This window comes from Ruegeria sp. BI7 (genome assembly GCF_056537925.1).
The window spans coordinates 12,468-38,797 of sequence record NZ_JBQFSK010000008.1 but is presented as its reverse complement, the minus strand read 5'-3'; the positions used below and the strand labels follow the sequence as shown (position 1 = coordinate 38,797).

Below are 26,330 nucleotides of genomic sequence, written 5' to 3'. Positions count from 1 at the left end.
TCTTATTCACAAGTATTCCTAAATTTCATCTCAGGGGGGGAAGTTATGAAATTCAGCCATACTACACGTAGTGTTCTGATCGGTGCTGGCCTAATACTGGCAGGTCTGTCGCCCGCATTGTCGCAGGACCGCGAAGAAAGCCAGGGCATGGTGCTGCTGCGCGGGCTGCCGACGCTGGATACGAGTCACAGTATCGCAATCATTGAGCTGGACCCGGAGTCGGATCGGTTCGGAGAAATCCTCAGCGAAGTAGAACAGCCTGAGATGGAGCATCCCTTGCACCATCTGTATTACAGCCCGAATGGCAGGCTCTATGCCACGGGGCTTGATCCCTCGTGCAGCCTGGCCGAGGTCGGGTTGGCCCGCGATGCGGGCGGTGCGCCGGTAATTTCGGGCTTTACCTGTCTGGATACGCAGGGACAGATGGTGGGTGAAGACATCATGTGGGCCAATTCGAACGGTCAGGAATACATGTTCGTGACCTTCATGGGCGGAACCGGCGGCGATGATGGCGGTTCGGTGGGCGTTTTTGATCCACAGACGAACGAAGTCGTCAAAGTGATCGAAGCACGTAAAAGTCAGGTGGGCGAAGGTGCCCCGTTTATCATGTATCCGCATGGCATCTCGGCTTTTGAGGACCGAATGGTCGTGACTTCGACCGTGCATCCGGATCTGGCCACTGGCGTTGGCAACATGCTGACGATCATTGATCTGAACGCGTTGGAACCCATCGAAAACATCTTGGTTGAGAAAGAAAAGCCGCTGGACTTTCCGTCCTCTCCGGTCGAGGTGCTGTTTGCCCGCCCAGGCATGCATCCAGATATCGAACCGGCCATTCTGGCCAATACAATGTTCGGGTTCGAGACGTGGAAAGTACCTTATGACGCCAGTTCCAAGAGTTTTGGTGAGGCCGAAGTGATCTATAGCGGTGTTGCCAATGAAACGGCTGTACCTCTGGAATTCTACGGCACCGAGGATGAGCTGTTCATCTCGCATGCCCTGCCGGGTGTGGTGAAACGCTATGAATTGGCCGCGTTGCCCGAGCTGGTGCCCAGCGGGCCGGATATCGTCGCCGATCCGGGGGCGCATCATATGATCTTTTTCACCTCGGCTTCTGGGCGCGATTTGATTGCCGTTCAGAACAATCTGCTGAATCTGGGCAACGGGGCTGAAGATGATCCGACCGATGTGGATTTCATCGCCGATCTGGCCAGCCATACGATCTCGGTTCATGATCTGGAGACCGGAGAGCGTCTGGCCACGATTGATTTCAAAGAGCGTTACAACAAGGGAGTGGATAACCTCGAAGGACTGTTCGGCTCGGGGTTTGTTCACCACCACTGACGGCCGTTGGGGGGCGGAATGCGTTGGGTTGTGTTGATCCTGGCTGCCGCAGGGATTGCGGTGGCTGGTTGGATGGTCTGGGATCGGATGCGCGGCCCGACGGAAACGCCCATTGCCGATTTCTCAGCCCCTTTCGTGTTCGGGCGGTTTGCCGTTCCGCCCGACAACCCGCTGACGCAAGAGGCGTTCACGTTGGGCCGGCACCTGTTCTATGACCCCATCCTGTCGGGCAACAATGAGGTGTCCTGCGCAACCTGTCACGTGCAGGAATTGGCGTTTACCGATGGGCTGGCAAAGTCGCCGACATTGTCCGGGGGTGAGCTGGACTTTAGTTCGATGAGCCTCGCCAATTTGCTTTGGGGGCAGGAGAGGTTTTTCTGGAACGGCCGTGCGACCTCGTTGGAAGAGCAGGCTTTGATGCCGATCCAACATCCGGATGAGATGGGGCAGGATATCGATGCGCTGATGGAGGAGCTTCAGGTCTCAGGGTCTTATCGCAAGATGTTTCGTCAGGCCTATGGTGCGGTCACGCCCGAAAATACAGCCAAGGCGCTGGCGACTTTCATGCGGCTTTTGATCTCGTCAAACTCGAAATACGATCAATACCTACGGGGTGAGGTCCGGCTGACCGCGCAGGAAGAACATGGGCGCAAGCTGTTCATGGCGCATCCCGATACCAAGGTGTCCCTGCGGGGCGGCAATTGCATCGATTGCCACAGTCAGTTCCTGACCTCGGGCTTTCGCGATGCGCTGGACGGGTTTTCCAACAACGGGCTGGATCCAGATGGGACCTTGCCCGACGGTCTGATGGCGGTGACGGGCAACCCGGCGCATAAGGGGTTTTTTAAAGTCCCGACCCTGCGCAACATCGCCGTCACAGCTCCCTACATGCATGACGGTCGGTTCGACACGCTGGAAGACGTAATGGACCATTACAACGATGGTATCGTGGTCAGCGATACACTCAGCCCGTTGATCCTTGAGGCCGACAACGCGCCCGAGGCCGGGCAGGAAACGGTGGGCCTGCGCATGACGCCCGATGAAATTCAGGCCATCATCGCCTTCCTGCACACTCTGACGGATGAGGCATTTCTGACCAACCCGCAGTTTTCCAACCCGTTCGAGGGAGGGTCGTGATGCGTCCGATCATTGTAATTTCAGTCATGGTGGCTCTGATCGCGGGGTGGTTCGTGCTGAACCCGGGGCAAAACAAAGCCACGCCGATCACGCTGACATTCCACGCCCAGATGGGGGATGAGTCTCTGATCTATGATCAATTCATCTATGATAATCCGGGCGGGCAGGGTCAGTTCAGGGTTCGCGACTTCAGGTTCTACCTCAGCAACCTGTCTTTCGGGCACGGGGATGAGACCTATGCCGAACCCGAAAGTTATCATTTGCTGCGCTTTGACAATGCGGACAGCGCGCATTCGATCACCTTGCCTGCCGTGCCATTGCCATCGATTGAAACTGTGCGGTTCTTGATCGGTGTCGACCCGGCTGCGAACAGCTCGATTGAGGTGCGCGGGGACCTGGACCCCAACAGTCAGATGGCCTGGAATTGGGAGGTAGGGTACAAATTTGTCGTATTCGAAGGGGCGCTGCAAGTGGGTGGGGACGTGTCCCCCCTAGTCTATCACGTGGGGTTTTCCGAGAACGCGCGCGAGGTCGAATTTTCAGTTCCGGCAGAGGTTTTGGCAGACGGAAAGCAAGAGGTTCGTCTGATCGTCGATCTGGCGAAACTATTCGACAATGCGGCACAGATCGACATGCAGGCGCTGCCCTCGGTCAAGTTCAACCGCACTGATGCCGAGGTGCTGGCCAACAACTATGCCAACATGATCGCGCCGAGTTTCTGAGGGTGTTTAATCCACCTAAGGGTGGTGTTTCAGGAACATCGGGCCGCCGCGCCAGCGTGAGAAGCCATACCCGTTGACCATGACCACGTCGATATCCTCGGGGCGCCGCGCTATGCCTTCCGTCAAAAGGGCCTGCGCCTCGGCCTGCATGGTGGATAGAATGCGCTGGACGATCTCGGCGTCGGATATCGGAGTGCGCGCGATCTTCTTGCGCGCAGATTCGGCCAGAACAAGGTTTTCCACCCATTGCGACGGGGTAGTTTTGCCGCCCGCGTAATCGTACCAGCCTTGACCGGTCTTGCGCCCGAAACGTCCTGCCTCGCACAGCTTGTCTGCGATGTGAACATAGCGCTGGGCGGGGTCGCGAGTCGCAGCTTGGCTTTTGCGCTTGGCCCATCTGATGTCGAGGCCCGCAAGGTCCTGCATCTCAAACACGCCCATGGGAAAACCAAAATCGCGCATCGCTTGATCAACGTCCCATGGAAGGGCACCGTCTTCGACCATGTATTCGCATTCACGTCGATAGGCTGACATGATGCGGTTGCCGATAAATCCGTCACATACTCCGGCGGGCACGGCGATCTTTCCAAGCTTACGCGACAGCGCAAACCCTGTGGCCACAACGGATGAGGCGGCATTGTCTGGGATGATGACCTCAACCAGTTTCATGATGTGGGCGGGTGAGAAAAAGTGCAGGCCGATCACACGTTCGGGGTGTCTGGTTTGGGCGGCCATGGCGCTGACATTCAGATAAGACGTGTTGCTGGCTAGAATGGCGTCGCGCCGGATATGCTTATCAAGCTCCTGAAACACCTGCGCTTTCAGTTCCATGTCCTCGAATACAGCCTCGATGATCAGATCGGTTTCGGTCAGAGCCTTGAATGTGGTCGTGGTTGATAAAGCGGCGGTCAGAGCCTCCTGCTTGCCTTGGTCAATCAGGCCGCGCTTTCTGCTGTTGTCTAGGATGGCTGCGATGCGATCTTGCCCGGCTGCACGGGCAGCTTCGTCCCGTTCAACCAAGGTCACTGGCAGCCCTGCCAACAAGCAGGCGGCGGCGATTCCGGCCCCCATGGTGCCCCCACCAATCACGCCGATGCTTGTGAGCGGATGGGGTTCCATGTCCTTCAGTTCGGACAGTTTCGACGCTGATCTTTCAGCAAAGAAGATGTATCGCAAGGCCGCGCTTTGCGGGTCGGATTTCAGGGCCAAATACGTCTCACGCTCTTGAATCAGAGCTTGATCCGCGGGCAGATCGAGCGCGGCTTGCACGGCCCTTGCTGCTGCGGCAGGCGCATGTGCGCCGCGCGCTTTTGTGATGATGCCGGTCTTTGCTGCTTCCCAAGCTGTTGCGTCCATAACTGGTTTGGCGTTCCGGTGCCGCAATGCAGTTCTAGGCCGAGCGTTTGCGGCCGACCTGGCCAGCGCACTGGCACAGGCCATCAGGTCACCGTCGGCGATATCGTCAATCAGACCTAGGTTCAGCGCCGTCGTAGCAGAGATCGGCTTACCGCTGGTCACCATGTTCAGCGCCTCAAGCGGGTCGATCAGGCGCGGTAGTCGAACGGTGCCGCCCGCGCCAGGGATCAGGCCCAGCGTTACCTCGGGCAGGCCAAACCAGGTGCTGCGCAGCGCCACGCGGTGACTGCACCCAAGCGCGATCTCAAGTCCACCGCCAAGGACAGAACCGTGCAGTGCCGCGACCCAGGGCTTTATTGTGTCTTCAATCGCCTGGATGACGTCCGGCAGGTGGGGTTCCATTGGCGACTTGTCAAACTCGCGTACATCCGCACCAGCAGTGAATGTCCGACCTTCAGCGCACAGTATGACGGCCTTGGCAGAGGTGTTCGCTTCGGTCTCGGCAATGGCTGCCAACAGCCCCGCGCGCACTGCCTGACTGGCTGCGTTCACAGGCGGGTTGTCGATCGTCACAACCGCCAAATCGTCCTTTGTTTCGACACGCACCACCATCCGGCCACCCGACGTTTTGGAGAATAACTGAAAGCGTAACTTCTCGCAAAAAAACTTCAAGCATAAAATATTTTAACTTGAAGGGATCAGCGACTCGGTCTAGCGTTTAAGGTATTCAGACGGATGAAGGGAAGTTTAGCGATGCGCATTGCTTGCCTTGGCGGCGGACCGGCGGGTCTTTATTTCGGGATTTCGATGAAGCTTCGAAGTCCGGCGGCCGAGATTGAGGTGATCGAGCGCAACCGACCCGATGACACCTTTGGCTGGGGCGTCGTTCTGTCCGATGAAACGTTGGACAATCTGGCGGTCAACGATCCGATCAGCGCTGAGAGAATTCGGGAACAGTTTGCCTATTGGGACGATGTCGCGCTGGTTCACAAAGGCCAGCGCACTGTGTCTGGCGGGCATGGGTTCTGTGGCATCGGGCGCAAGCAGCTGTTGCTGATCCTGCAGGCCCGCGCCCGCGAATTGGATGTGAAGATGCGGTTCGAAACCGAGGCTGCATCCGCCTTGGACTATATGGCCAACTATGACGTCGTCATTGCGTCGGACGGGCTGAATTCGAAAACCCGCGCCGAGTTTTCAGATGTGTTCAAACCGGATATCGACCAGCGCCTGTGTCAGTTTGTGTGGCTGGGAACGCACCAGAAATTCGACGACGCATTTACCTTTATCTTCGAGAAGACCGATAAGGGCTGGGTTTGGGCCCATGCCTATCAATTCGATCCAGACACCGCGACTTTCATTGTCGAATGCACACAAGAGACATTCGATGCCTATGGCTTTGACAAGATGAGCCAGCAGGACTCGATTGCCGTTTGCCAAGACATCTTCAAGGATCATCTGGGCGGGCATGCTCTGATGACCAATGCCAACCATATCCGTGGCTCAGCCTGGCTGCGGTTTCCGCGCGTGCTGTGTGAGAAATGGAGCCACGACAACGTCGTTTTGCTGGGGGATGCTGCGGCTACGGCGCATTTCTCGATCGGGTCGGGAACCAAATTGGCGCTGGAAAGCGCGATTGCGCTGGCCGAGTATATCCACAGCGAAGACACGCTTGAGGCTGCCTTTGCCCGTTATGAAGACGAACGGCGGCTCGAAGTACTGCGACTGCAATCGGCGGCGCGGAACTCGGTTGAGTGGTTCGAGGATGTTGAACGCTATCTGGATCTGGATTCCGTGCAGCTGAACTATTCCATGCTGACCCGGTCGCAACGGATCAGCCATGAAAACCTGCGCGAACGCGATGCTGGGTGGCTGGGCCGGGCCGAGGCCTGGTTCATGGCGCAAGCCGGGGTCGGGATCAACGCTTCCGCCCGCGCGCCCATGTTTGCGCCATTCCGTCTGCGTGGGATGGAGTTGAAGAACCGGATCGTGGTCTCACCCATGGCACAGTACAAGGCCGTGGATGGCTGCCCGACCGACTGGCATCTGATCCACTATGGCGAGCGCGCCAAGGGCGGGGCAGGGCTGGTCTATACCGAGATGACTTGTGTCAGTGCCGATGGTCGCATCTCGCCAGGTTGTCCCGGTCTGTATGCGCCCGAGCATGAGGCGGCATGGCGCCGCCTGACCGATTTCGTCCACACCGAGACCGACGCCAAGATTTGCTGCCAAATCGGTCATGCCGGGCGCAAAGGATCGACGCGCATCGGGTGGGAGGGCATGGATCAGCCGTTGGAGGAAGGCAACTGGCCCCTGATCTCCGCCTCGGCCATTGCGTGGTCAGACGACAACGCCATACCCAAAGCGATGGATCGGTCGGATATGGATCGCGTCATGGCTGAGTTCGCAGCAGCCGCCCAAATGGGTGATCGCGCCGGGTTCGACATGATAGAACTGCACGCGGCTCATGGGTATCTGATCTCGTCCTTCATCTCTCCGCTTTCAAACACACGAGACGACGACTATGGCGGCAGTTTGGAAAACCGCATGCGTTACCCGCTTGAGGTGTTCGCGGCCATGCGCGCGGTCTGGCCCGAGGCCAAGCCGATGGCAGTGCGTATATCGGCCAGTGACTGGGCGGGTGAAAACGGCATCACACCGGAAGAGGCCGTTGAGATCGCGGCGATGTTCGATGCGGCGGGGGCGGATATCGTGGATGTGTCCGCAGGCCAGACCTCGACACAGGCGCAGCCGATTTATGGGCGGATGTTCCAGACCCCATTCTCGGACCGTATCCGCAATGAACGTGGCATCAAGACAATGGCAGTTGGCAACATCTACGAGGCCGACCACGTCAATTCGATCTTGATGGCAGGGCGCGCCGATCTGGTCTGTCTGGCCAGACCGCATCTGAATGACCCTTATTGGACCTTGCACGCAGCCACGGCGCTGGGCGACCGGCAGGAGATCTGGCCAAAACCCTATGAGGCTGGGCGCGATCAGGCCTGGCGTCTGGCCGACCGCGACGCGGAAATGGCAGGTAAGGTATGAGTCATGTGGTCATATCAGGCGGTGGCACCGGGGTCGGTGCAGCGATTGCGAAGACGTTTGCTGAGGATGGCGTGGCGATCACTCTTTTAGGTCGGACCGAGGCTACCTTGCAACAGCAGAGCCTACCTTTCGAAGTCTGCGATGTGACCGACACGGTGCAAGTACAGGCCGCTTTCGAGTCCGCCCGCGCCCAACGCGGCCCGGTCACGGCGGTCATCGCCAATGCAGGCGCGGTGCATTCGGTGCCGTTTGCCAAAATGACGGCGGATGACCTGCGCGGCATGACCGAGGTCAACTTGATCGGTGTATTCAACATCTGGCAGGCCGGGCTGGCAGACATGCAGAAGGCGGGCGCTGGGCGTCTGGTCGCCATCGCCTCGACAGCGGGATTGAAAGGCTATCCTTACGTCTCTGGCTATTGCGCCGCGAAACACGGGGTTATCGGCCTTACCCGCGCGCTGGCAGTTGAACTGGCCCCGACCGGGATCACCGTCAACGCCGTGTGCCCCGGTTTTGTAGACACGCCGATGCTGGAACGTTCGATCGAAACCATCGTCGAAAAAACGGGGATGAGCGCAGAGGACGCCGCCGCCTCGCTTCACCGGGGCAACCCCCAACGCCGGTTTATCGAAACGGATGAGGTCTCCAGCGCAGTGAAATGGCTGTGCTCGGACGCTGCGAAATCCGTGAACGGCCACACGCTCAGCCTTTCGGGAGGTGAAATATGACCCCGACCCTTGCACACCCCCCGCTTGAGGATGCCTCGAAAGAACGGCTACGCCTGTGGTTGCGTCTGTTGAAAACCACCCGAGGTATCGAGGCCAAACTGCGTGAGAATTTCCGGGCCGAGTTCGACACGACCTTGCCCCGGTTCGACGTGATGGCAGCGCTCTCGCGCTTTGAGGGCGGCCTGAAAATGAGCGAGATTTCCGGCGTGCTGCGCGTCTCCAATGGCAACGTGACCGGGATCGTGGACCGGCTGGCTGACGATGGCCTGCTGGTGCGTGTGCCTGTGCCCGGAGACCGCCGCGCACATCGCGTATGTATGACCCAAAAGGGCCGCGCGGAATTCGCCCGCCAGGCCGCCGCGCATGAGGCATGGATCGCCGATATGCTGGGTCAATTCTCGGCCGAGGATGCAAGGACGCTCACCACCGAATTCAGCCTGCCGGAGGAGCCTAATGATCCGTGACGTCAAACATTTCCAGTGTGAGGTGCAAGACCGCGTTGCCACGGTCAGCTTGGACCGGCCTGAGCGGAAAAACCCGCTGACCTTCGACAGCTATGCCGAGCTGCGCGACTGGTTTCGCGATCTGGTCTATGTCGATGATGTGGACGCCGTGGTCTTTGCGTCGAATGGTGGCAATTTCAGCTCGGGTGGCGATGTGCATGACATCATCGGCCCGCTGACCCGCATGAATATGAGAGAGTTGTTGGCCTTTACCCGCATGACCGGCGATCTGGTCAAGGCGATGGTGAATTGCGGTAAGCCGGTGATTGCGGCGGTGGACGGTATCTGCGTTGGGGCTGGAGCGATCATCGCCATGGCATCCGATCTGCGTATCGCCACACCACAGGCGAAATGCGCCTTTCTGTTCACACGGGTTGGGCTGGCTGGTTGTGACATGGGAGCCTGTGCCGTCTTGCCCCGTATCATCGGGCAGGGGCGGGCGGCAGAGCTGCTCTATACCGGGCGGTCTATGAGCGCCGAGGAGGGGCTTGGCTGGGGGTTCTACAACAGCGTGGTCGAGGCGGATCAGCTTGAGGGCGCGGCGCAGAACATGGCCCGGCGTATCTCTGCGGGACCGAATTTCGCGCATATGATGACCAAAACCATGTTGGCGCAGGAATGGTCCATGTCGATCGAACAGGCCATCGAAGCCGAGGCACAAGCGCAGGCCATCTGCATGCAGTCCGGCGATTTTGAGCGTGCCTACAACGCCTTTGTCGCCAAAGAAAAACCAGAGTTCGAGGGGGATTGATGGCAGATCGCAGCTTCCTGTCATGGCCATTTTTCGAGCCACGCCACCGCAACTGGGCCGCGCGAGTCGAAGAGGTCGTGCAGGAGCTAAAGGTCGACCACGCGGACACGGATGCCGCCTGCCGCGCGCTGGCGCGTGACTTGGGCGCGGCGGGGCTGCTGCGGCCAACTGCGGACGAACACGGCCAGTTGGATGTGCGGACTTTGTGTCTGACCCGGGAAATCCTTGCCCGGCATGATGGGCTAGCTGATTTTTCCTTTGCGATGCAGGGTCTTGGCACCGGTGCGATTTCCCTGTTCGGCTCACCCCAGCAAAAGGCCGAATGGTTGCCTAAAACGCGCAGCGGGCAGGCGATTTCGGCCTTTGCGTTGACCGAGCCGCAGTCAGGATCCGATGTGGCGAATTCTGCCATGACCGCCACATGTGATGGCGATCACTATGTTCTGAACGGCGAAAAGACGTGGATATCGAACGGGGGCATTGCCGACGTTTACACCCTGTTCGCCCGCACCGGCGAGGCGCCGGGTGCTAAGGGATTGTCTGCCTTTGTGGTAACACCCGACTTGCCGGGGTTTGAGGTTGCCGAACAGCTGCACACCATCGCTCCGCATCCGCTGGCGACACTGCGGTTTTCTGATACGCGCATCCCAGAGTCGGCGATGATCGGCGCGCCCGGTGCCGGGTTTAAGATCGCCATGTCGGTGCTGGATGTGTTTCGCTCGACTGTGGCGGCCGCGGCGTTGGGGTTCGCCCGGCGCGCGTTGGATGAAGCGTTGACGCGGGTCAGTACCCGGCATGTGCAAGGCGCGCCGCTGTTCGATCTGCAGATGGTGCAAGGTCACATCGCCGATATGGCGCTGGACGTCGATGCGGCGGCGCTGCTGGTCTACCGCGCCGCCTGGACCAAAGACAGTGGGGCACCACGGATCACACGTGAGGCCGCAATGGCCAAGCTTTTTGCCACCGACCACGCGCAGCAGGTCATCGACAAGGCGGTACAGCTGTTCGGCGGTGATGGTGTCCGATCGGGCATGCCGGTCGAGGCGCTGTACCGTGAAATCCGGGCGTTGCGCATCTACGAGGGTGCCTCGGACGTTCAGAAAGTGGTCATCGCCCGTCAGGCAATGGCCGCGCATAGGGAGGGGAAGTGATGTTGGGACCGTCCGCACATATCGATACGTTCAGCCGCGATAGCTTGCCGTCCGAGGAGCAGTGGCCAGATTTTCTGTTGGACGGGTTCGACTATCCCGACCTTCTGAATGCTGCGTATGAGCTGACCGATGCGATGGTGGACAAGGGGTTTGGCGACAATATCGCGCTGATCGGAAACGGGCGGCAGAGGACCTATAAAGAGCTGACCGACTGGACCAACCGTCTGGCGCACGTGCTGGTCGAAGATCTGGGGGTACAGCCCGGTAACCGGGTGTTAATCCGTTCGGCAAATAACCCGGCCATGGTGGCCTGCTGGCTGGCCGCGACCAAGGCTGGGGCCGTAGTCGTCAACACCATGCCCATGCTGCGGGCGGGAGAGTTGACCAAACATGTGGACAAGGCCGAGATCCAGTTCGCCCTCTGCGACACACGTTTGATGGAGGAAATGGAAACCTGCGCACAGGATAGCCCGTTCCTAGAGTGCGTCGTGGGGTTCGACGGCACCTCAAACCACGATGCCGAACTTGATCGTCTGGCGCTGGAAAAACCGGTTCAGTTCGAATGCGTGCAAACGGGTCGCGATGACGTTGCCCTTCTGGGATTCACCTCAGGTTCGACCGGAGAGCCCAAGGCCACGATGCATTTTCACCGCGATCTGATGATCATTGCCGATGGTTATGCGCGCGAGGTTCTGAACGTGCAGCCTGAGGACGTCTTTGTCGGGTCCCCTCCACTGGCATTCACTTTCGGGCTGGGTGGACTGGCGGTGTTTCCACTGCGATTTGGGGCAACGGCGACCTTGCTGGAACAAGCCTCTCCCTCCGGTATGATCGAGATCATCGAGAAGTATAAAGCCACCGTCTGTTTCACAGCTCCAACCGCCTATCGGGTCATGTTGCAAGCGATGGAGGACGGGGCCGATCTGTCCAGCCTGCGCGCTGCCGTTTCGGCGGGCGAGACGTTGCCCAAACCCGTCTATGACGACTGGATTGCACGTACAGGCAAGCCGATGCTCGATGGCATCGGGGCCACGGAATTGCTGCATATCTTCATCTCAAACCGGTTCGACGATCACCGGCCCGCTTGCACCGGAAGGCCGGTCAAAGGGTACGAAGCGAAGGTTTTGAACCGCGACGGGACCGAGGCCAAAACGGGCGACATTGGCCGATTGGCGGTGCGAGGCCCGACCGGCTGCCGATATCTGAATGATGATCGTCAAAAGGATTATGTTCACGACGGTTGGAACATCACCGGCGACAGTTTCTATCAGGACGAGGGCGGCTATTTCCATTTCGCGGCACGCAATGACGATATGATCGTCTCGGCCGGTTACAACATCGCAGGCCCCGAGGTCGAAGCCGCGCTGCTGGCGCACGAGGCCGTGCTGGAATGCGCCGTGATCGGTGCCCCAGACCCGGATCGGGGCGAAATTGTCGAAGCGCATGTCGTGTTGACCGAAGGTGCTGTGGCAGAGGATACCCTGCGCGAGGCGCTGCAGACACACGTCAAATCCGTCATTGCGCCCTACAAATACCCACGCTCGATCCGGTTCTGCGACGCGTTGCCAAAGACTGCGACGGGAAAAATTCAGCGGTTCAGGTTGAAATCCCCCTCGACGAACGGGGCGTGATCAGTGTGAATAGCGGCATAACAAAAAAGAACGCCCTGTCAGGGGCATAGGCTGAACGCGGGGAAGATTGGCAAAAGGCGCGTTCGAAAGACCAACGAAGGGAGATGAAGATGAAAAAGTTTCTAGCGGCCGCTGCGGTTTCCGCGCTGTGCGCCACCGGTGCGGTGGCCGAGGTCAAGGTCGGGATGATCACCACGCTGTCTGGCGGCGGGGCCGGGTTGGGCATCGATGTGCGGGACGGGTTCATGCTGGCCATCGCGCAATCGGGCCGCGACGATATTGAGGTTGTAATCGAAGACGACCAGCGCAAGCCCGACATCGCCGTGCAGTTGTCGGACAAGATGATCCAATCCGAACGGGTCGATGTGATGACCGGTATCATCTGGTCCAACCTTGCCATGGCGGTTGTGCCTGCGGCGGTGAACCAGAACGTATTCTATCTGTCGCCCAATGCGGGCCCGTCTCCCTTGGCCGGGAAAGGTTGCCATCAGAACTATTTCAACGTCGCCTGGCAGAACGACAACCTGCACGAGGCCGCCGGGGCCTATGCCAATGGTGCGGGCTACAAGAACAGCTTTATCTTGGCCCCAAACTATCCGGCTGGTGTGGATGCTCTGACAGGCTACAAACGGTTCTTCGAAGGTGATCTGGCCGGTGAAATTTATACCGAACTGGGACAGACCGACTATGCCGCCGAGATTGCTCAGATCCGGGCCAGCGATGCGGATAGCGTGTTCTTCTTCCTGCCAGGCGGTATGGGGATTTCCTTCCTCAAGCAATATGCCGACAGTGGGATCGACCTGCCCGTGGTCGGTCCGGCCTTCAGCTTTGATCAGGGCATCCTGCAGGCAGTTGGTGATGCGGCAATGGGTGTGGTGAACACCTCCCAGTGGAACAAGGATATCGACAACCCGACCAATGCGGCGTTTGTGGAAAGCTTTCAGGCGGAATACGGACGTCTGCCTTCGCTCTACGCAAGTCAAGGGTTTGACACCGCCAATCTGCTGCTGTCGGCGCTGGACAAGGCCGACCCGTCAGATGCCGATGCTTTCCGTGAGGCGCTGCGAGCGGCCGAGTTCGACAGCACCCGCGGCGATTTCAGCTTTGGCCCAAACCATCACCCGGTTCAGACCATCTATGCGCGTGAAGTGATCAAGGAAGGTGACGTATTCACCAACAAGATCCTCGGCGTTGCGCTGGAAAACCACTCTGACGCTTATGCGGCCGAGTGCAAAATGTAACTGACCCTCTGCCTGCCCCCGATTGCGGGGCGGGCAGACCACCGGAGTTCCCATGTCCTCGATCCTGATTATCGAGCAGATCCTTAACGGGCTGCAGTTCGGTGTAATGCTGTTCCTGATGGCGGCTGGTCTGACGCTGATTTTCGGCGTGATGGGCCTGATCAATCTGGCGCACGGGTCCCTTTACATGGTGGGGGCTTTTGCGGCGGCGGCTGTGGCGGGCGCAACTGGGTCTTTCCTGCTGGCGCTGGTTGCCGCCCTGGCCGCCGCAGCGCTGGCCGGAGCGATTGTTGAGATGGTGGTGATCCGGCGATTGTATAACGCGCCGCATCTGGATCAGGTGCTGGCCACATTCGCGCTGATCCTGATCTTTTCTGAAGGAACACGCTGGGTCTTTGGCTCTTTTCCGTTGTTTCTGGACATTCCCGACGCGCTGTCCGGACCTGTCACTTTGCCGGGCGGGATCGAATACCCCCTATATCGCCTGACCCTGATTGGCATCGGGCTAGCCGTGGCTGTGGGTCTTTGGGCACTGATTGAACGCACCCGCCTAGGCATTCAAATACGAGCGGGAGAGAATGATCGTGAGATGATCGCGGCACTGGGCGTCGATATCTCGAAACTCTACACGTTGGTTTTTGCGTTGGGCGCGGCGCTGGCCGGATTGGCTGGCGCTTTGGTCGGGGCGATTCAATCGGTTCAGGTCGGGATGGGAGAACCGGTGCTGATCCTGGCCTTTGTGGTCATTGTCATCGGCGGGATCGGTTCAGTTCGTGGTGCCTTTATCGGCGCGCTGCTGGTCGGGCTGACCGACACGCTGGGCGGGGTGTTCCTGCCCGAATTGTTCAAGCTGTTCATGGACAATGGCGCGGCACAGAAAAGCGGCTCGGCGCTGGCCTCTATGGGGATTTACGTGCTGATGGGGCTGGTGCTGATCTGGCGACCCACAGGGTTGTTCGGAGCGCGCGTATGAGGCTGAATGAGACATACCTCAACTCCTTGATGATCGCGGGTCTGCTGGCACTGCCGCTTTGGGCGGTTATGGCAGACCAGCCCTTTACGATCACATTGGTGACGCGGGCGGTAATCCTTGCGCTGGCGGCGGTGGGGTTGAACATCATCCTTGGGATCGGTGGCATGGTCAGCTTTGGGCATGCCGTGTTCTTTGGGATCGGAGGGTACGCGATGGGCATCCTTGCCTATCACGCGCAGACCTACACGGCGCTTGATCTGGGATTTTTCACCACCGATGGCACCAAAGCTATGCCGGTGATCTGGCTGGTGGCGATGATCCTTTCAGGGATGGTGGCGTTCTTTATCGGGCTGCTGTCGCTGCGCACCTCTGGTGTGTATTTCATCATGATTACGCTCGCCTTTGGGCAGATGTTTTTCTACTTCGCGATCTCCTGGGCGCAATACGGTGGCGAAGATGGGCTGTCGATTTACGTTCGCAACGACTTTCCTGGTTTGAACACGTTAGCGCCGATCCAGTTCTATGGGATCTGTTTCACGCTGCTTTGTGTGGTGCTGTTTCTGTTCGCCCGCCTTCAGGGCTCACCCTTCGGATTGGCGCTGAACGCGGCGCGTCAGACGCCCACTCGGGTTGAGACCGTGGGCCTGAACCCGATGCGATTGAAGCTGCTGGCTTTTGTCCTTTCTGGGGCCATCACCGGGCTGGCGGGCGCGTTGTTTGCAGACCTGAACCGATTTGTCTCGCCAACGATGTTCAGTTGGCAATTGTCGGGTGAATTGATCGTGTTGATCATTATCGGCGGGGTTGGGCGCCTGATGGGGCCAGTGATCGGAGCCTGTGTCTTTGTGGCGCTGGAACACTTCTTGGGCGAGCTGACCGATTACTGGCACGTCTATCTGGGCGTGGTGCTACTGTGTATTGTGCTGTTCGGGCGCGGGGGGCTGATCGGTCTGCTGACCGGGAAAGAGGGGGCACATGTCTGATCCCGTCCTTTCCACGCTGAACCTGAACAAAAGCTTTGGCGCACTCAAGGCCACGGACGACGTGTCGATTGACCTGATACCCGGCGAAATCCATGCGATCATCGGCCCAAACGGGGCGGGCAAATCGACGCTGATCCAACAGATTTGCGGTGGGTTGCAGCCAGATTCCGGACGGGTCCTGCTGAATGGTCAAGATGTCTCGGGGCATAGCACGCAGGCGCGGGCGCGGGCCGGGCTGGGGCGCACCTTTCAGATTTCCCAATTGTGCATGGAAGATACTGTTCTGGAAAACGCTGTGCTGGGCGCGATGGGGGCCGAGCATGTGGCTTGGCGGTTCTGGCGACCTGCCTTGAAACGACCCGCGCTGCGCGAGCGAGCCGAGGCAGCGTTGGAGCGCGTGGGCCTCAGCGATGACCGCGATACGCGCTGTGCCAACCTCAGCCATGGTCAGCGGCGGCAATTGGAGGTTGCAGTTGCTTTGACCTTGTCCCCAAAAGCCTTTGTGATGGACGAGCCAATGGCCGGGCTTGGTGCCGGAGGGTCGAAACGACTGACGGGTTTTCTTGACGGGCTGAGGCAGGAAGCGCCCATTTTGCTAGTCGAACATGACATGGACGCGGTCTTTGCGCTGGCCGACCGGATCAGTGTGCTGGTCTATGGCAAGGTCATCGCCACCGGTACAGCAGACCAAATCCGCACCAGCCGCGAGGTGCGCGACGCTTATCTGGGAGATGAGGCATGACCCTGCTGCGGATAGAAAACCTCAGCGCCTCTTACGGTGTCAGTCAGGCCCTGTTTGGTGTGGATCTTGAGATTGCGCAGGGTGAGGTCACTGCCCTGATGGGGCGGAACGGGATGGGTAAGACCACCACGGTAAAGGCCATTTGCCGGATGATCCGGTCAGACGGCACGCTGACGCTGGACGGTCAGGACCTGCATGCGCTGCCTAGTCACAAGGTCGCGCGCAAAGGCGTGGGGCTGGTGCCCGAAGGCCGCCGCTGTTTTGCCGACCTGACTGTGCGTGAAAACTTGATTGCGGCGGCACGCCCAGGGGATTGGACCCTGCGTGGTGTGACCGAGTTGTTTCCCCGGTTGGGTGAACGGCAGGGGCAACGGGCGGTTTCCCTGTCGGGAGGAGAGCAGCAGATGCTGGCGATTGGCCGTGCGCTGATGACTAACCCCCGACTGCTAATCCTGGATGAGGCGACTGAGGGGCTTGCCCCGATCGTCCGGCAGGAAATCTGGGCAGCGCTGCACCGCCTGCGGCAAGAGACCAACGTGGCGATCCTGCTGATCGACAAATCGTTAAAGGAGTTGGCGGCTGTGTCTGACAAAGCGGTCATTCTGGAGCGGGGCCGCACCGTCTGGACCGGTGCCATCACTGACCTGACCCCTGAAATTTCCGAAAAATATGTGGGGGTCTGATGGCGTTTGAGTTTCATCAAAAAGTCTTGTTCAAACATTGCGACCCTGCCGGGATCGTGTTCTTTCCGCGTTACTTCGAGATTATCAATGATTGCGTCGAGGCGTTCTTTGATCAGGGCTTGAACGCGCCGTTCCACGATCTGCATCGCGCAGGTGCCGTACCAACTGTTCAGATCCAGACCCAGTTTCCCGCACCCAGCCGCCATGGAGACCAATTGGTTTTCCAACTTGAAATCACACAGATCGGCAACAGCTCGGCGGGGTACACGATGACCGCCCGTTGTGGGGACGAGGTGCGGTTGACAACTTTGGCGACATTGGTCCACGTCAACGCCGATGGCCGCCCCGAGGCGTGGCCAGATACCATCCGCAGCAAGCTGGAAACATTCAGAAAGGACGCGACATGAGCCATAAGATCATTCAGCCCGACGGCTGGCTTCCGGCCAAAGGCTATGCGAACGGCGTTCTGACCAAGGATGGAACCTTGCATATTGGCGGCCAGATCGGATGGGACGCGAACAAGGAATTCGTCAACGGCGGCTTTATTGGCCAGATGAAACAGGCCCTGCAAAATATCGTGGACATTGTCGAAGCCGCAGGTGGTGAGGTAACCGACGTGACCCGCTTGACCTGGTTTGTCATCGACAAAAGCGAATACCTGGCAAAACAGGCCGAAGTCGGCGCAGCCTATCGTGAGGTGTTTGGCAGACACTTCCCCGCCATGTCGATGATCATCGTTGCCGGTTTGGTCGAAGACGAAGCCATGGTTGAGATTGAGGCCACAGCGCATCTGTCGTAACCCCGGTTGTTAAAGATTGCGCACTCAGAACCGGTAAGTAGCACCTATCAGCGGGCCGGATTGATCGAATTCGTAATCATTGCCGTCAATATCGTGGTCGAAAGATATGTAACGGTATCCACCCCGCAGCATCCACCTGTCGTTGATGATGTAGTCTGCAGTCAGCAGAACCGACCAGGTCTGGCTGCCGCTGCGAAATCCTCCGTAATCCACATAAGCGGTGCTGGTCCATGAATCGGATAGCGTAAACCGTGCCCGGACCCCAACCACCGGGTCGACCCAACTTTCGTCGGCAGTAGAGGTAAAGGCGGGACCTCCTACAGGTGTCAGCGAGAAATCAGTGTCGGTACTGTACCACCTGAAGCCGCCCGCAAGGTCCACCTTGACGGTTGGATCATTGCGCACTCGGTAACCCAGTAAGGCCGTCAGGAACTGTGTCTTGACCGAAGTTTCAAGGTCGCCGCCGCCAGGCCCGGTATCGCCAAAGGACAAGTTGGTATAGTTATAGTCGGCCAGCACGCTCCATTGCCCGTTTGTTGCCGCCAGCGCGCCCATGAACGCAAAGTCGAGGTTTTCCAGCGCGTCTGTAAAGCTAAGTGTCGCGTCAAGCGTACCCCGAGGGGTTTCAATGCTGGTCTCGGTCTCGGGCATGAACAGATAGATAGTGGCCTCGTAAGACCAATCGGACTGCTGCGCCGAGGTGGGTGCTGCCACGGATGTCAGTAAGGCCGCTGCGACGGTGCCGAGCGTTGTTTTTTTGGTTTGTACCATTCTGTCCCTCACTATTTCTGTCTTAAATTATGTGTTTCCGAAATGGGTCCTATGCCGCTACGTCCTCAGAGTCCGTTGCGCCCGAGCCGACGCGATTTACGTCAGTGTCCGGGAAAAACTCGGACCAGACGTGCCAGAATATTCCGGCCCGCAGAGTTTCTACCCGTTGCAACTGACCCTGGTCCGACACACCCCAGAAATCGCAATGTGAAACGGGCTGACCACTGTCATTATACCACACGCCCAAGCTTTCGTATTTCGGGTCCAAACTGACTACGACATCGCGGCCACCGACGGTGGCGTTGACGATCCAGTTGTTGTCGATGACGAAATCATCCGTCCAGCAGGCGGCATCCTTGCCGATTGTGATCCCCCAGACATAGGTCTTGTTGGGCAGCCGGTCATCAGAACGATCCATATTGTCCATCACGGGTGCTTCTTCCTGATGCTGGCGGCCGATGCCCCATCCAAAGGTGATCTCGGTCACCATGTCCAGCAGCCGCAGCAGAGGATTGGACGAGGGTTTGTTCAGAAAGACTTCGCCGTCGGGAAAGGCCTTTTGGAATCCTCGGAACGTCATCCGGTATGTCGGCCAGGGCTTCATCTGCGCCTCGGGTCGCAGGGGGCAGGCGAGCCCATCTGCGTTCGGGTCGCGGTCAGCCTCGCGGAAGCCATAGATATGCTGGATCGGTTCGCCGGATTCATTGTCGCGTAGGATCAGGTTGTTGCCGTGCTGGGCCAACACCTCAAGGTCCAGCCGCTTGCCCTCGATCCGTGGGGTGTATCCCTGGCCGAGGTTGGCCATTGCGCAATAGGTCATCACCACATCTTCACCGCCCAACCCATCGACGTCACCGGCCAGATGAGGTCGCATGATCTGTGCATCCGGGTGCGCGCGGGCATGGCCGTTGTGATCCATCACGATGACCGGCGCGGTTGGGCCAACATATTTGCGGGCCTCGCTGATCGGAAAGAAGGCCGCGTCGTTCAACTGGTTACGCAGGCCCAGATGTACCCAGACAAAAGGGAAGCCGTAAAAGAACAGCACCAGCAACGCAGACAAAGCCCACAACCAGAACGACCCGCCACCCAAAAAGAGAAAGGTCAGCGTGGAGACGGCAAATGCGCTCAACCCGATACCGATCAGGCGGTATTCATGCCGGATGAACCGCACCATATTCTCGCGCTTCACCTTCAACAGCATTTGCGAGATGTCGCCCAGATCGCGGAAATAGACAAAGCCAATGCCAAGCGACACCACTATGCCAAGTGCGAAGATTATGTTTCCAGCCATCGCCTTACCTGCTGTCAGTTGAAAAGGCCGCCCGCGGAATTACTGCGGGCAGTCTAAGCTTATTGTTGTGACGATTGGCGTTTGACCAGGAACGCTTCAACCGCTTGCTGTGTCTCGGGGCGGATGTTGTCGATGCCCTCGTACGGAACACCCGTGGCCGGAGGAGTATCCGGGAATTTTTCCTTTCGCGCATTGTGGCGCCCGAGAATCCGAACGAACTCCTGTCCACCCCAGGCACCAACTTCGGTCGACACCGAATACTCCTCACGCGTGTCGCGATAGAGATCAAAGAACTTGGCAACAATCGGGCTTTCACCAGGCCCCGGTAGCTTGAGCTTGAGCTGATCCTTGACGATAGCTTCGGGCTTGGCGACCGAATAGATGATCACGTGATCCCGGCGCGCTTTGGATTCATCGGCAAAAAGAAGTGCGGCCGACTGGTCCACACCATCGACAAGCCGGTCGCGAGGGATGAACTCTTCCGCACCAGCAAACCGCGCAAACGTTGTGTACATGTCAGAGACATGAACAATGCTGTTCAACAATGCGTCTTCTTCAATCATTCCCGGCCAGCGAATAAAGGCATCAACACGAACACCACCTTCTGTCGTGTCAGCTTTTCCACCGCGGAAGATCATTGGGGTGAACCCTGATTGCGGAGAATATTTGGTGAAATGGCCATTGTCGCCCATTACGACAATGATGGTATTCTCGGTTAACCCAAGCTCGTCCACTTTGGCGAATAAGTCACCAAGCCATTGATCCAGCAACTGCATTTTGTCGACATACAGCCCGCCGTTGGCGCTTTCGGGTCCGTCACGACCAGCACGCGTGTTATCCAGGGGAATCATTGGCCAATATTGGAGAAAGAAAGGTTCTTCATCGCCGGCCAAACGCTCAAGTTCAGACAGGGTTTTGTCCTGAAAGGCTTGGTTCATCTCGTCGTATTTGGCGGCATTCCAACGTTCGCCTGTTTCCATGCGGATTTCGCGGATCGGTCCGTCGGCCTCGCCTTCGATTACTGTCATCATCGCGGATGCATCAGGTCTGAACCAATTGTCCAAAGTATATTTGTCGTCATAATCGCGGATCGCGACAGATACCTGTTCCTTTATGGCATCATCGTTGAAAATGGTTAGTTGTCCTTGCTGGTGTACGGCCATTTGGGCGTAGTCAAAGCCTTGGTTCATGGCCCAGCTTTCTGCGATGTCCCCCATGTGCCATTTTCCCACATGGCTTGTGGCATAGCCCGCCTGTTTCAAAACTTCCGGTAGGGTGACCTCATCGCCGGGCAAGCCAAACCCTGCTATATCCACTGCGGTGTCGCCCATCCCCATCCTTACCGGCAAACGCCCAGTCATCTGTGCCACACGGGTCGGCGTGCATGATGGCTCGGTGTACATACGCACCATTCGCATGGCTTGATCCGAGAAATCGTTGATGTTTGGCGTCTCATAGCCCCGCACTGCGTTCAATTCGGGGATGCCCATGTCGCCAAAGCCCAAATCATCGATCAACACGCTGATGATGTTCGGAGGATTGCCACCGTTGCCGTCCCTAAACGCGGCCAATGCTTCGTTTACAGCAGCATCATCCTGTGCCCATTGGTCGGCGTGCTGGGCTTGCAGAACGTAAAATTCTGCGTCGTGCTGAATGGGGTTTTCCTGCGCCAATGCCGATGTGGCCACAAGACCTGATGACAAGGTGATTAACCATCCCAGTTTCATTCCGTACTCCCCTTGTATGCAAGATGTTCTCTTGGCCTATGGCTGCCGAGGCATTCTCACATTGAAACATTATGATGTTTATTTCTAAATTTCTACGGTTTACCTCATTGCCAGCTCATGAAGGTTTCGCGCGCCAGTTCCGATTCTGGGCGCAGGTTTTCGATCCCTTCATAGGGCAGGCCAGTGCCAATCTCGGAATGCGGGTATTTGGCGATCATTTTCTGATGGCGTTTGACCATGTCCTGAAACGAGGCCCCGGCCCAAAGGGAATACCCCACCAGCGGGTGTTGTTCGCGCGGGTCGCGATATATGTTGTAGGTCGGTGCGCCAGCGCCGGGTTGTCCGGGGGCAGGCAGGTGCATCTTGAACTCTTGCTTGACCACAGACCGTAGGACCGGCCCCTCGTAAACATAGACATAATCGCGCCGTCCGTGGCCTTCGCCGTTCAGCAAAAGGGCGGTCTGGTCGATGCCGTCAATTACGCGGTCGCGCGGTATATAGTCAGTCGCCCCCGCGATCCGGGCCATTGTGGTGTAGATATCAGAGACGTGAAAGATATCGCCCGCCGCACTATTGGCTACGATCACATTGGGCCAGCGGATAAAGGCATCGGTGCGTACGCCGCCCTCAAGATGCTGGGTCTTGCCGCCGCGATAGATCAGTTGGTTCAGGCCTGAGGTGCCCTCGTAGTGATACATCAGGCCATTGTCGGCCATCAGGACCACGATTGTGTTGTCGGCTTCGCCGGTTTCTTCCAGCGCGTCCAACAGATCACCGATCCAACCATCCAGCAGCTGCAGCTTGTCCGCGTGAAAGCCCCCATTCCGTGAAATCGCCTGATCGGGATAGACAAAATTTAGCGGGTATAGCGGCCAGTATTGCAGGAAGAACGGCGCATCTTCAGCCGCAACGCGCTGAAGTTGTTCCAGAGCTTGCTGTTGATAGCGCAGGTTCATGTCTTCGTATTTCGCCTGGGTCCAAACCTCGCCCGCCGCCATGTCAACTTCGCGGGCCACGCCCCCCGCCTCGGCCTCGACACCTGTGACCAGACCGTAGGGTTTGAACCGCGCGTCCAGAAGGAACTGATTGTTCTGTCCTTCGGGAACATAGCCGAGCATGGCATTGGACCGCATCGCCTCGGGGGTCATGAGGCTCAGCTGTACTTGTTGGTGCAGGGGGAAGGCGGCCCAGTCGAACCCCTGATTGTGGGGGTAGGATTGTTCGATATCGCCCTGATGCCATTTGCCGACATGAGCGGTGTTATAGCCCGCTTGTTTCAGGATTTCTGGCAGGGTTACTTCTGAGGCCGGAAGACCCTCGCCCACCAGCGCCACCTTGACCTCTTCCACCCCGGCTCGCACCGGATGGCGGCCCGTCAGCATTGCCGTGCGTGTGGGTGTGCAGGAGGGTTCAGTATACATCCGCATCAGCGACAGACCCTCGGTTGCCAGCTGGTTGATGTTCGGTGTCTCGATCCCCATTACGTAGTTCATCTTGCGGTCGCCCATCTGACCAAAGCTCACGTCATCAATCAGGATGTAAAGGAAATTGGGTGGTTGGCCGCCATTCGCATCGCGGATTTCGGCAAGCTTGGCGTCAATTTCAACATCCTGTGCGTCCCAGGCAGTGCCGAACTGCGCGCGCAGGTATTCGAACTCACCATCGTGAATGATCGGGGTGTCCTGAGCAATGGCCGGGCTGGCGGTCAGGATCAGCAGGGGCAGAAGGGTACAGAGTTTCATGGTCAACCTTTCACTCATTTGTGCGGTCAGGGGCGTGCAGCCGTTTTTCAATACTGCTTCGCAGGTCCGAGACACTTTCGGCCAGATCCGCGAGGTAACGGGTCTGCGTTCCACCTGCGGATCGCGGGGCAAGCGCCAACTCGCGGAGTACCTCGTGGTAATCGGCGCAGATTTGGTCAAACTCCTTGTCTCGCGCGCGCAAAGCCTGCAATTGATGTGCCGCGCCGGGAAACTGTTCTGCAAAGAAGTCATCATCTGTCATTGTAACGGCATCCGCTGGATTCGCCATTCAAACATGCCTGTCCAAGAATATGTCTTGAACGTATTAAACCGCATGCTACCGTAGCAGCATGCCGCCAAGTCCTTACCTTGAAAGGATAGTTCTTGACTGCCGCAACCGACGATACCACGCAGAGGGATGCAGGATCGTTCCCAAAGGAACAGATCCAGTCGGCGCTTGATCGGGTTCTTGCGTCGAAGGATTTCAAGGGTTCGGCGCGGATGCAGTCCTTTCTGACCTATGTCGTGACCGAGGCGCTTGCCGGACGCACGGATGAAATCCGCGCCAAGACGATTGCCATGGACGTCTATGGTTACAGCACCGATGACCTGTCCCGACGCGAAGGGGTCGTGCGTGTCGACGCGGGTCGCGTTCGGCGCAAACTTAAGGCGTATTACGGGGGGCAAGGCGCGTCGGACCCGGTGGTCATCACCTTGCCCGTCGGCAGCTACGCGCCAGAGTTTCGGTCGGGTGCGGCCGAGGTTGGAGGTAAGCGCAACCTGCTGCTGGTCGGAGCGGTAACCGGAGCGGTTCTGCTGGGCCTTGGCGGTTATGTGGCAACCACGCATCTGAGCGGCCGAAATGCGCCACCGATCACCGGCGATCAATCCACGATCTACGATGTTTCTCCGACCCGGGTCGAGGCGATGAACCTGTGTAGCGCTGGTCAGGACCTGATTTTTCCGGTTGTGGATTTACAACGGCTCCGCCCGGCTCTGATGGTGTTTGAAACGGCTATACAGCGGGACCCGCTGTATTACTGCGGCTATGCAGGGGCTGCGCAGGTTGAAACCATGCTTGCCATTTTGCAGTTCTACGATCCTGTCGCAGAGGAGTTGCTTGGCGCTGCCGATAAGAATAGCGCCCATGCACTTGAACTGGCCCCGGATGCGCCCTGGGCTTTGTCGGCCAGAGCATGGTCTGAGTTCGCTGCCGGCAATTTCGATCAGGCCGTCAGTCTGACTCACAGGGCAACCAAGCTGGCCCCCAATGATCCACATATTGCGGAATTTGACGCCTTGATATCGCTTTATACTTCTGACTTTGAACGCGTACTTTCACAGGCACAGCATTATCAGGCGCTGGCTGAAGATGGTGGTGGGTCGGTGGCCGGAAACGCGCTGGGTGCGGCGCAGTTTCACACCGGCGACTATGCGGGCTCAATCCGAACCTATGAGAATACGATCGCGCGCGGCGGCCCATTCGGGCCAATTTCAACAGCCTATCTGATGGCCGCGCATTGGAAAAACGGTGATCGGGGTGAGGCACGCAGACTGGCCGAATTATACGCCAGGACCTGGCCAAACTTTCCTTTGGAGGCGTTGAAAACTAGGGTATTTGCCGATCCAGGTCCTGTACGGGATCTGACTTCGGCAATGCGCGCCGCCGGGTGGGGTAGTGCAGACCCCACAACCGCAGAGTAAAACCTGACGGTTGTGGGGTGGGATCAGGGCCGCTTAGGCGGCGACCTGCTCCATCGGCAGTTTGCGGGGATAGGGATCGCCTTGCTTGTACGATCCTGCCGCCGTGAACAGCACATCGGTGGACGAGTTCAGACCGGTTTCCGCCGAGTCCTGAAGAACACCGATAATGAACCCGATGCTGACCACCTGCATGGCCGTTGCGTTGTCGATACCGAACAGGCTGGCGGCCATTGGGATCAGCAACAGGGACCCGCCCGCGACGCCCGACGCGCCGGTGGCTGCAACCGAAGCGATGATGCTTAGGAACAGAGCCGAGAAGAAATCGACCTGAATTCCCATGGTGTGCACGGTCGCCAGTGTCATCACCGTGATGGTGATGGCGGCACCGGCCATGTTGATTGTGGCGCCGATGGGGATGGTGACCGAATAGGTCTCTTCATCCAGATTCATGCGGCGGCACAGCTCCATGTTGACCGGAATATTGGCGGCCGAGCTGCGCATGAAGAACGCGGTGATCCCGGATTCCTTCAAGCAGGTGAAGACCAGCGGATAGGGGTTCTTGCGAATGCGCAGGAACACGATTAGCGGGTTCACAACCAGCGCCATGAACGCCATGCAGCCAATCAGCAGCAACAGCAGCTGGCCGTAGCTGGCAACCGTTTCAAAGCCGGTTTCAGCAATGGTTGAGGCCACGATGCCAAAGATACCAATGGGTGCAACCCGGATGATGGCAGCCACGATCTTGGTGATCGCGCCATCCAGATCAGACATCAGGGTCTTGGTTGAGTCGCTGGCGTGGCGGAAAACCAGCCCAAGGCCGATGGCCCAGGCGAGAATGCCGATATAGTTGGCCTGCGCCAGCGCGTTCACCGGATTGTCCACGATCTTCAACAGGATGTTCTTGACCACCTCTGCCAGCCCGTCCGGGGCGTCCAAAAGCTCGGGCGTGCCAGTCAGGTGCAAAGAGACGGGGAACAGGAAACTGGCGCCCACTGCAACCAGTGCAGCGGCAAACGTGCCGAGAATGTATAACATCACCACCGGCCCCATGCGGGCCTGGCTGTCTTTCTTGTGGTTGGTGATTGCGGCGCAGACAAGGATCAGCACCAGAACGGGGGCGACGGCTTTTAGCGCGTCGACAAAGAAATCACCCAGCAGACCGACGGCTGAACCAGCAGCGGGCCAGAGGGTGGCGAGAAGGGCACCGGCTACCAGACCGATGATGATTTGCGTAACCAGGCTACCGCGTAGAATAAAATTCATCGGGACCATCCAGTTTGATTGGGGGCCTGACATGGGA

Annotated in this window: 24 protein-coding genes; 17 read left to right on the top strand and 7 right to left on the bottom strand. The window is 58.3% G+C overall.

All coding sequences use genetic code 11. The annotated features are described in order from the left end of the window. Positions 1-45 precede the first annotated feature (45 nt). From ACR0JB_RS16495 to ACR0JB_RS16485, 3 genes are read left to right on the top strand one after another with little or no spacing between them, the layout of a single operon-like run. The gene (locus ACR0JB_RS16495; RefSeq protein ID WP_170397843.1) at positions 46-1,344 is read left to right on the top strand and encodes a hypothetical protein; all 1,299 of its coding nucleotides are present in this window, start codon (positions 46-48) and stop codon (positions 1,342-1,344) included. Between the two features lie 18 nt (positions 1,345-1,362). Continuing rightward, a complete protein-coding gene (locus ACR0JB_RS16490) occupies positions 1,363-2,481 on the top strand; it encodes a cytochrome-c peroxidase (protein WP_170397841.1) in 1,119 nt (372 codons plus the stop codon). Further along, entirely contained in the window at positions 2,481-3,203 is a 723-nt protein-coding gene (locus ACR0JB_RS16485) for an MbnP family protein (RefSeq protein WP_170397838.1), read from the top strand. The genes ACR0JB_RS16490 and ACR0JB_RS16485 overlap by 1 nt, the downstream gene beginning before the upstream one ends. 15 nt (positions 3,204-3,218) lie before the next feature. On the opposite strand, the gene ACR0JB_RS16480 is transcribed toward ACR0JB_RS16485, so the two are convergent. Further along, positions 3,219-5,171, bottom strand: a complete 1,953-nt coding sequence (locus ACR0JB_RS16480) for a 3-hydroxyacyl-CoA dehydrogenase NAD-binding domain-containing protein (RefSeq protein ID WP_170397835.1) — start codon at positions 5,169-5,171, stop codon at positions 3,219-3,221. 141 nt (positions 5,172-5,312) lie between these two features. Here ACR0JB_RS16480 and ACR0JB_RS16475 point away from each other — a divergent pair, with 141 nt between their 5' ends. The 13 genes from ACR0JB_RS16475 (at position 5,313) to ACR0JB_RS16415 (ending at position 17,792) form a co-directional block, all read left to right on the top strand. Then, positions 5,313-7,607 (top strand): bifunctional salicylyl-CoA 5-hydroxylase/oxidoreductase, encoded by a 2,295-nt coding sequence (locus ACR0JB_RS16475; RefSeq protein WP_480790108.1) that lies wholly within the window; start codon positions 5,313-5,315, stop codon positions 7,605-7,607. Next, on the top strand, positions 7,604-8,335 hold the full coding sequence (locus ACR0JB_RS16470; protein ID WP_170507232.1) for an SDR family NAD(P)-dependent oxidoreductase: 732 nt from the start codon (positions 7,604-7,606) through the stop codon (positions 8,333-8,335). The genes ACR0JB_RS16475 and ACR0JB_RS16470 overlap by 4 nt, the downstream gene beginning before the upstream one ends. Beyond that, complete coding sequence (locus ACR0JB_RS16465; protein WP_170350925.1) at positions 8,332-8,799, top strand: MarR family winged helix-turn-helix transcriptional regulator; 468 nt, start codon at positions 8,332-8,334, stop codon at positions 8,797-8,799. Before ACR0JB_RS16470 ends, ACR0JB_RS16465 begins: the two co-directional genes overlap by 4 nt. Then, complete coding sequence (locus tag ACR0JB_RS16460; protein WP_480790077.1) at positions 8,789-9,589, top strand: enoyl-CoA hydratase family protein; 801 nt, start codon at positions 8,789-8,791, stop codon at positions 9,587-9,589. The genes ACR0JB_RS16465 and ACR0JB_RS16460 overlap by 11 nt, the downstream gene beginning before the upstream one ends. Further along, positions 9,589-10,740 (top strand): acyl-CoA dehydrogenase family protein, encoded by a 1,152-nt coding sequence (locus ACR0JB_RS16455; protein WP_480790076.1) that lies wholly within the window; start codon positions 9,589-9,591, stop codon positions 10,738-10,740. The genes ACR0JB_RS16460 and ACR0JB_RS16455 overlap by 1 nt, the downstream gene beginning before the upstream one ends. Further along, complete coding sequence (locus ACR0JB_RS16450; RefSeq protein ID WP_480790075.1) at positions 10,740-12,371, top strand: AMP-binding protein; 1,632 nt, start codon at positions 10,740-10,742, stop codon at positions 12,369-12,371. Before ACR0JB_RS16455 ends, ACR0JB_RS16450 begins: the two co-directional genes overlap by 1 nt. Positions 12,372-12,481: 110 nt before the next feature. Beyond that, positions 12,482-13,612 (top strand): ABC transporter substrate-binding protein, encoded by a 1,131-nt coding sequence (locus tag ACR0JB_RS16445; RefSeq protein ID WP_254428557.1) that lies wholly within the window; start codon positions 12,482-12,484, stop codon positions 13,610-13,612. 52 nt (positions 13,613-13,664) lie between these two features. Next, entirely contained in the window at positions 13,665-14,585 is a 921-nt protein-coding gene (locus tag ACR0JB_RS16440) for a branched-chain amino acid ABC transporter permease (RefSeq protein ID WP_170397817.1), read from the top strand. Continuing rightward, positions 14,582-15,568: a branched-chain amino acid ABC transporter permease gene (locus ACR0JB_RS16435; protein ID WP_170397814.1), complete on the top strand. Its 987-nt coding sequence runs from the start codon at positions 14,582-14,584 to the stop codon at positions 15,566-15,568. Before ACR0JB_RS16440 ends, ACR0JB_RS16435 begins: the two co-directional genes overlap by 4 nt. Further along, positions 15,561-16,310, top strand: a complete 750-nt coding sequence (locus tag ACR0JB_RS16430; protein WP_170397810.1) for an ABC transporter ATP-binding protein — start codon at positions 15,561-15,563, stop codon at positions 16,308-16,310. The genes ACR0JB_RS16435 and ACR0JB_RS16430 overlap by 8 nt, the downstream gene beginning before the upstream one ends. After that, entirely contained in the window at positions 16,307-16,993 is a 687-nt protein-coding gene (locus ACR0JB_RS16425) for an ABC transporter ATP-binding protein (RefSeq protein WP_170397807.1), read from the top strand. Before ACR0JB_RS16430 ends, ACR0JB_RS16425 begins: the two co-directional genes overlap by 4 nt. Beyond that, positions 16,993-17,400 carry an acyl-CoA thioesterase gene (locus ACR0JB_RS16420; RefSeq protein ID WP_480790074.1) on the top strand — a complete coding sequence of 136 codons (408 nt, stop codon included), beginning with the start codon at positions 16,993-16,995 and terminating at the stop codon, positions 17,398-17,400. The genes ACR0JB_RS16425 and ACR0JB_RS16420 overlap by 1 nt, the downstream gene beginning before the upstream one ends. After that, positions 17,397-17,792, top strand: a complete 396-nt coding sequence (locus ACR0JB_RS16415; RefSeq protein ID WP_170377946.1) for a RidA family protein — start codon at positions 17,397-17,399, stop codon at positions 17,790-17,792. The genes ACR0JB_RS16420 and ACR0JB_RS16415 overlap by 4 nt, the downstream gene beginning before the upstream one ends. Before the next feature lie 24 nt (positions 17,793-17,816). Here the strand turns inward: ACR0JB_RS16415 and ACR0JB_RS16410 are convergent, their stop codons facing one another. From ACR0JB_RS16410 to ACR0JB_RS16390, 5 genes are all read right to left on the bottom strand, one after another. Beyond that, positions 17,817-18,563, bottom strand: coding sequence for an outer membrane beta-barrel protein (locus ACR0JB_RS16410; protein WP_170397801.1), 747 nt, complete (start codon positions 18,561-18,563; stop codon positions 17,817-17,819). Between the two features lie 49 nt (positions 18,564-18,612). Further along, the gene (locus ACR0JB_RS16405; protein ID WP_170397798.1) at positions 18,613-19,857 is read right to left on the bottom strand and encodes a DUF3179 domain-containing (seleno)protein; all 1,245 of its coding nucleotides are present in this window, start codon (positions 19,855-19,857) and stop codon (positions 18,613-18,615) included. Between the two features lie 59 nt (positions 19,858-19,916). Continuing rightward, the gene (locus ACR0JB_RS16400) at positions 19,917-21,584 is read right to left on the bottom strand and encodes a sulfatase-like hydrolase/transferase (RefSeq protein WP_170350937.1); all 1,668 of its coding nucleotides are present in this window, start codon (positions 21,582-21,584) and stop codon (positions 19,917-19,919) included. 104 nt (positions 21,585-21,688) lie between these two features. Continuing rightward, positions 21,689-23,326, bottom strand: a complete 1,638-nt coding sequence (locus ACR0JB_RS16395) for a sulfatase-like hydrolase/transferase (protein WP_170397795.1) — start codon at positions 23,324-23,326, stop codon at positions 21,689-21,691. Between the two features lie 10 nt (positions 23,327-23,336). Further along, the gene (locus ACR0JB_RS16390; protein ID WP_170397792.1) at positions 23,337-23,588 is read right to left on the bottom strand and encodes a hypothetical protein; all 252 of its coding nucleotides are present in this window, start codon (positions 23,586-23,588) and stop codon (positions 23,337-23,339) included. 122 nt (positions 23,589-23,710) lie between these two features. On the opposite strand from ACR0JB_RS16390, the gene ACR0JB_RS16385 reads away from it, so the two are divergent. Continuing rightward, complete coding sequence (locus tag ACR0JB_RS16385; RefSeq protein WP_480790073.1) at positions 23,711-25,030, top strand: tetratricopeptide repeat protein; 1,320 nt, start codon at positions 23,711-23,713, stop codon at positions 25,028-25,030. Positions 25,031-25,063: 33 nt separating this feature from the next. Here the strand turns inward: ACR0JB_RS16385 and sstT are convergent, their stop codons facing one another. Continuing rightward, positions 25,064-26,293 (bottom strand): serine/threonine transporter SstT, encoded by a 1,230-nt coding sequence (sstT, locus tag ACR0JB_RS16380; RefSeq protein WP_170350941.1) that lies wholly within the window; start codon positions 26,291-26,293, stop codon positions 25,064-25,066. Between the last annotated feature and the right edge of the window lie 37 nt (positions 26,294-26,330).

Coding starts and splice junctions, on each gene's coding strand:
- ACR0JB_RS16495 (WP_170397843.1), top strand. CDS start 46: ATGAAATTCAGCCATACTACACGTAGTGTTCTGATCGGTGCTGGCCTA.
- ACR0JB_RS16490 (WP_170397841.1), top strand. CDS start 1,363: ATGCGTTGGGTTGTGTTGATCCTGGCTGCCGCAGGGATTGCGGTGGCT.
- ACR0JB_RS16485 (WP_170397838.1), top strand. CDS start 2,481: ATGCGTCCGATCATTGTAATTTCAGTCATGGTGGCTCTGATCGCGGGG.
- ACR0JB_RS16480 (WP_170397835.1), bottom strand. CDS start 5,171: ATGGTGGTGCGTGTCGAAACAAAGGACGATTTGGCGGTTGTGACGATC.
- ACR0JB_RS16475 (WP_480790108.1), top strand. CDS start 5,313: ATGCGCATTGCTTGCCTTGGCGGCGGACCGGCGGGTCTTTATTTCGGG.
- ACR0JB_RS16470 (WP_170507232.1), top strand. CDS start 7,604: ATGAGTCATGTGGTCATATCAGGCGGTGGCACCGGGGTCGGTGCAGCG.
- ACR0JB_RS16465 (WP_170350925.1), top strand. CDS start 8,332: ATGACCCCGACCCTTGCACACCCCCCGCTTGAGGATGCCTCGAAAGAA.
- ACR0JB_RS16460 (WP_480790077.1), top strand. CDS start 8,789: ATGATCCGTGACGTCAAACATTTCCAGTGTGAGGTGCAAGACCGCGTT.
- ACR0JB_RS16455 (WP_480790076.1), top strand. CDS start 9,589: ATGGCAGATCGCAGCTTCCTGTCATGGCCATTTTTCGAGCCACGCCAC.
- ACR0JB_RS16450 (WP_480790075.1), top strand. CDS start 10,740: ATGTTGGGACCGTCCGCACATATCGATACGTTCAGCCGCGATAGCTTG.
- ACR0JB_RS16445 (WP_254428557.1), top strand. CDS start 12,482: ATGAAAAAGTTTCTAGCGGCCGCTGCGGTTTCCGCGCTGTGCGCCACC.
- ACR0JB_RS16440 (WP_170397817.1), top strand. CDS start 13,665: ATGTCCTCGATCCTGATTATCGAGCAGATCCTTAACGGGCTGCAGTTC.
- ACR0JB_RS16435 (WP_170397814.1), top strand. CDS start 14,582: ATGAGGCTGAATGAGACATACCTCAACTCCTTGATGATCGCGGGTCTG.
- ACR0JB_RS16430 (WP_170397810.1), top strand. CDS start 15,561: ATGTCTGATCCCGTCCTTTCCACGCTGAACCTGAACAAAAGCTTTGGC.
- ACR0JB_RS16425 (WP_170397807.1), top strand. CDS start 16,307: ATGACCCTGCTGCGGATAGAAAACCTCAGCGCCTCTTACGGTGTCAGT.
- ACR0JB_RS16420 (WP_480790074.1), top strand. CDS start 16,993: ATGGCGTTTGAGTTTCATCAAAAAGTCTTGTTCAAACATTGCGACCCT.
- ACR0JB_RS16415 (WP_170377946.1), top strand. CDS start 17,397: ATGAGCCATAAGATCATTCAGCCCGACGGCTGGCTTCCGGCCAAAGGC.
- ACR0JB_RS16410 (WP_170397801.1), bottom strand. CDS start 18,563: ATGGTACAAACCAAAAAAACAACGCTCGGCACCGTCGCAGCGGCCTTA.
- ACR0JB_RS16405 (WP_170397798.1), bottom strand. CDS start 19,857: ATGGCTGGAAACATAATCTTCGCACTTGGCATAGTGGTGTCGCTTGGC.
- ACR0JB_RS16400 (WP_170350937.1), bottom strand. CDS start 21,584: ATGAAACTGGGATGGTTAATCACCTTGTCATCAGGTCTTGTGGCCACA.
- ACR0JB_RS16395 (WP_170397795.1), bottom strand. CDS start 23,326: ATGAAACTCTGTACCCTTCTGCCCCTGCTGATCCTGACCGCCAGCCCG.
- ACR0JB_RS16390 (WP_170397792.1), bottom strand. CDS start 23,588: ATGACAGATGATGACTTCTTTGCAGAACAGTTTCCCGGCGCGGCACAT.
- sstT (WP_170350941.1), bottom strand. CDS start 26,293: ATGAATTTTATTCTACGCGGTAGCCTGGTTACGCAAATCATCATCGGT.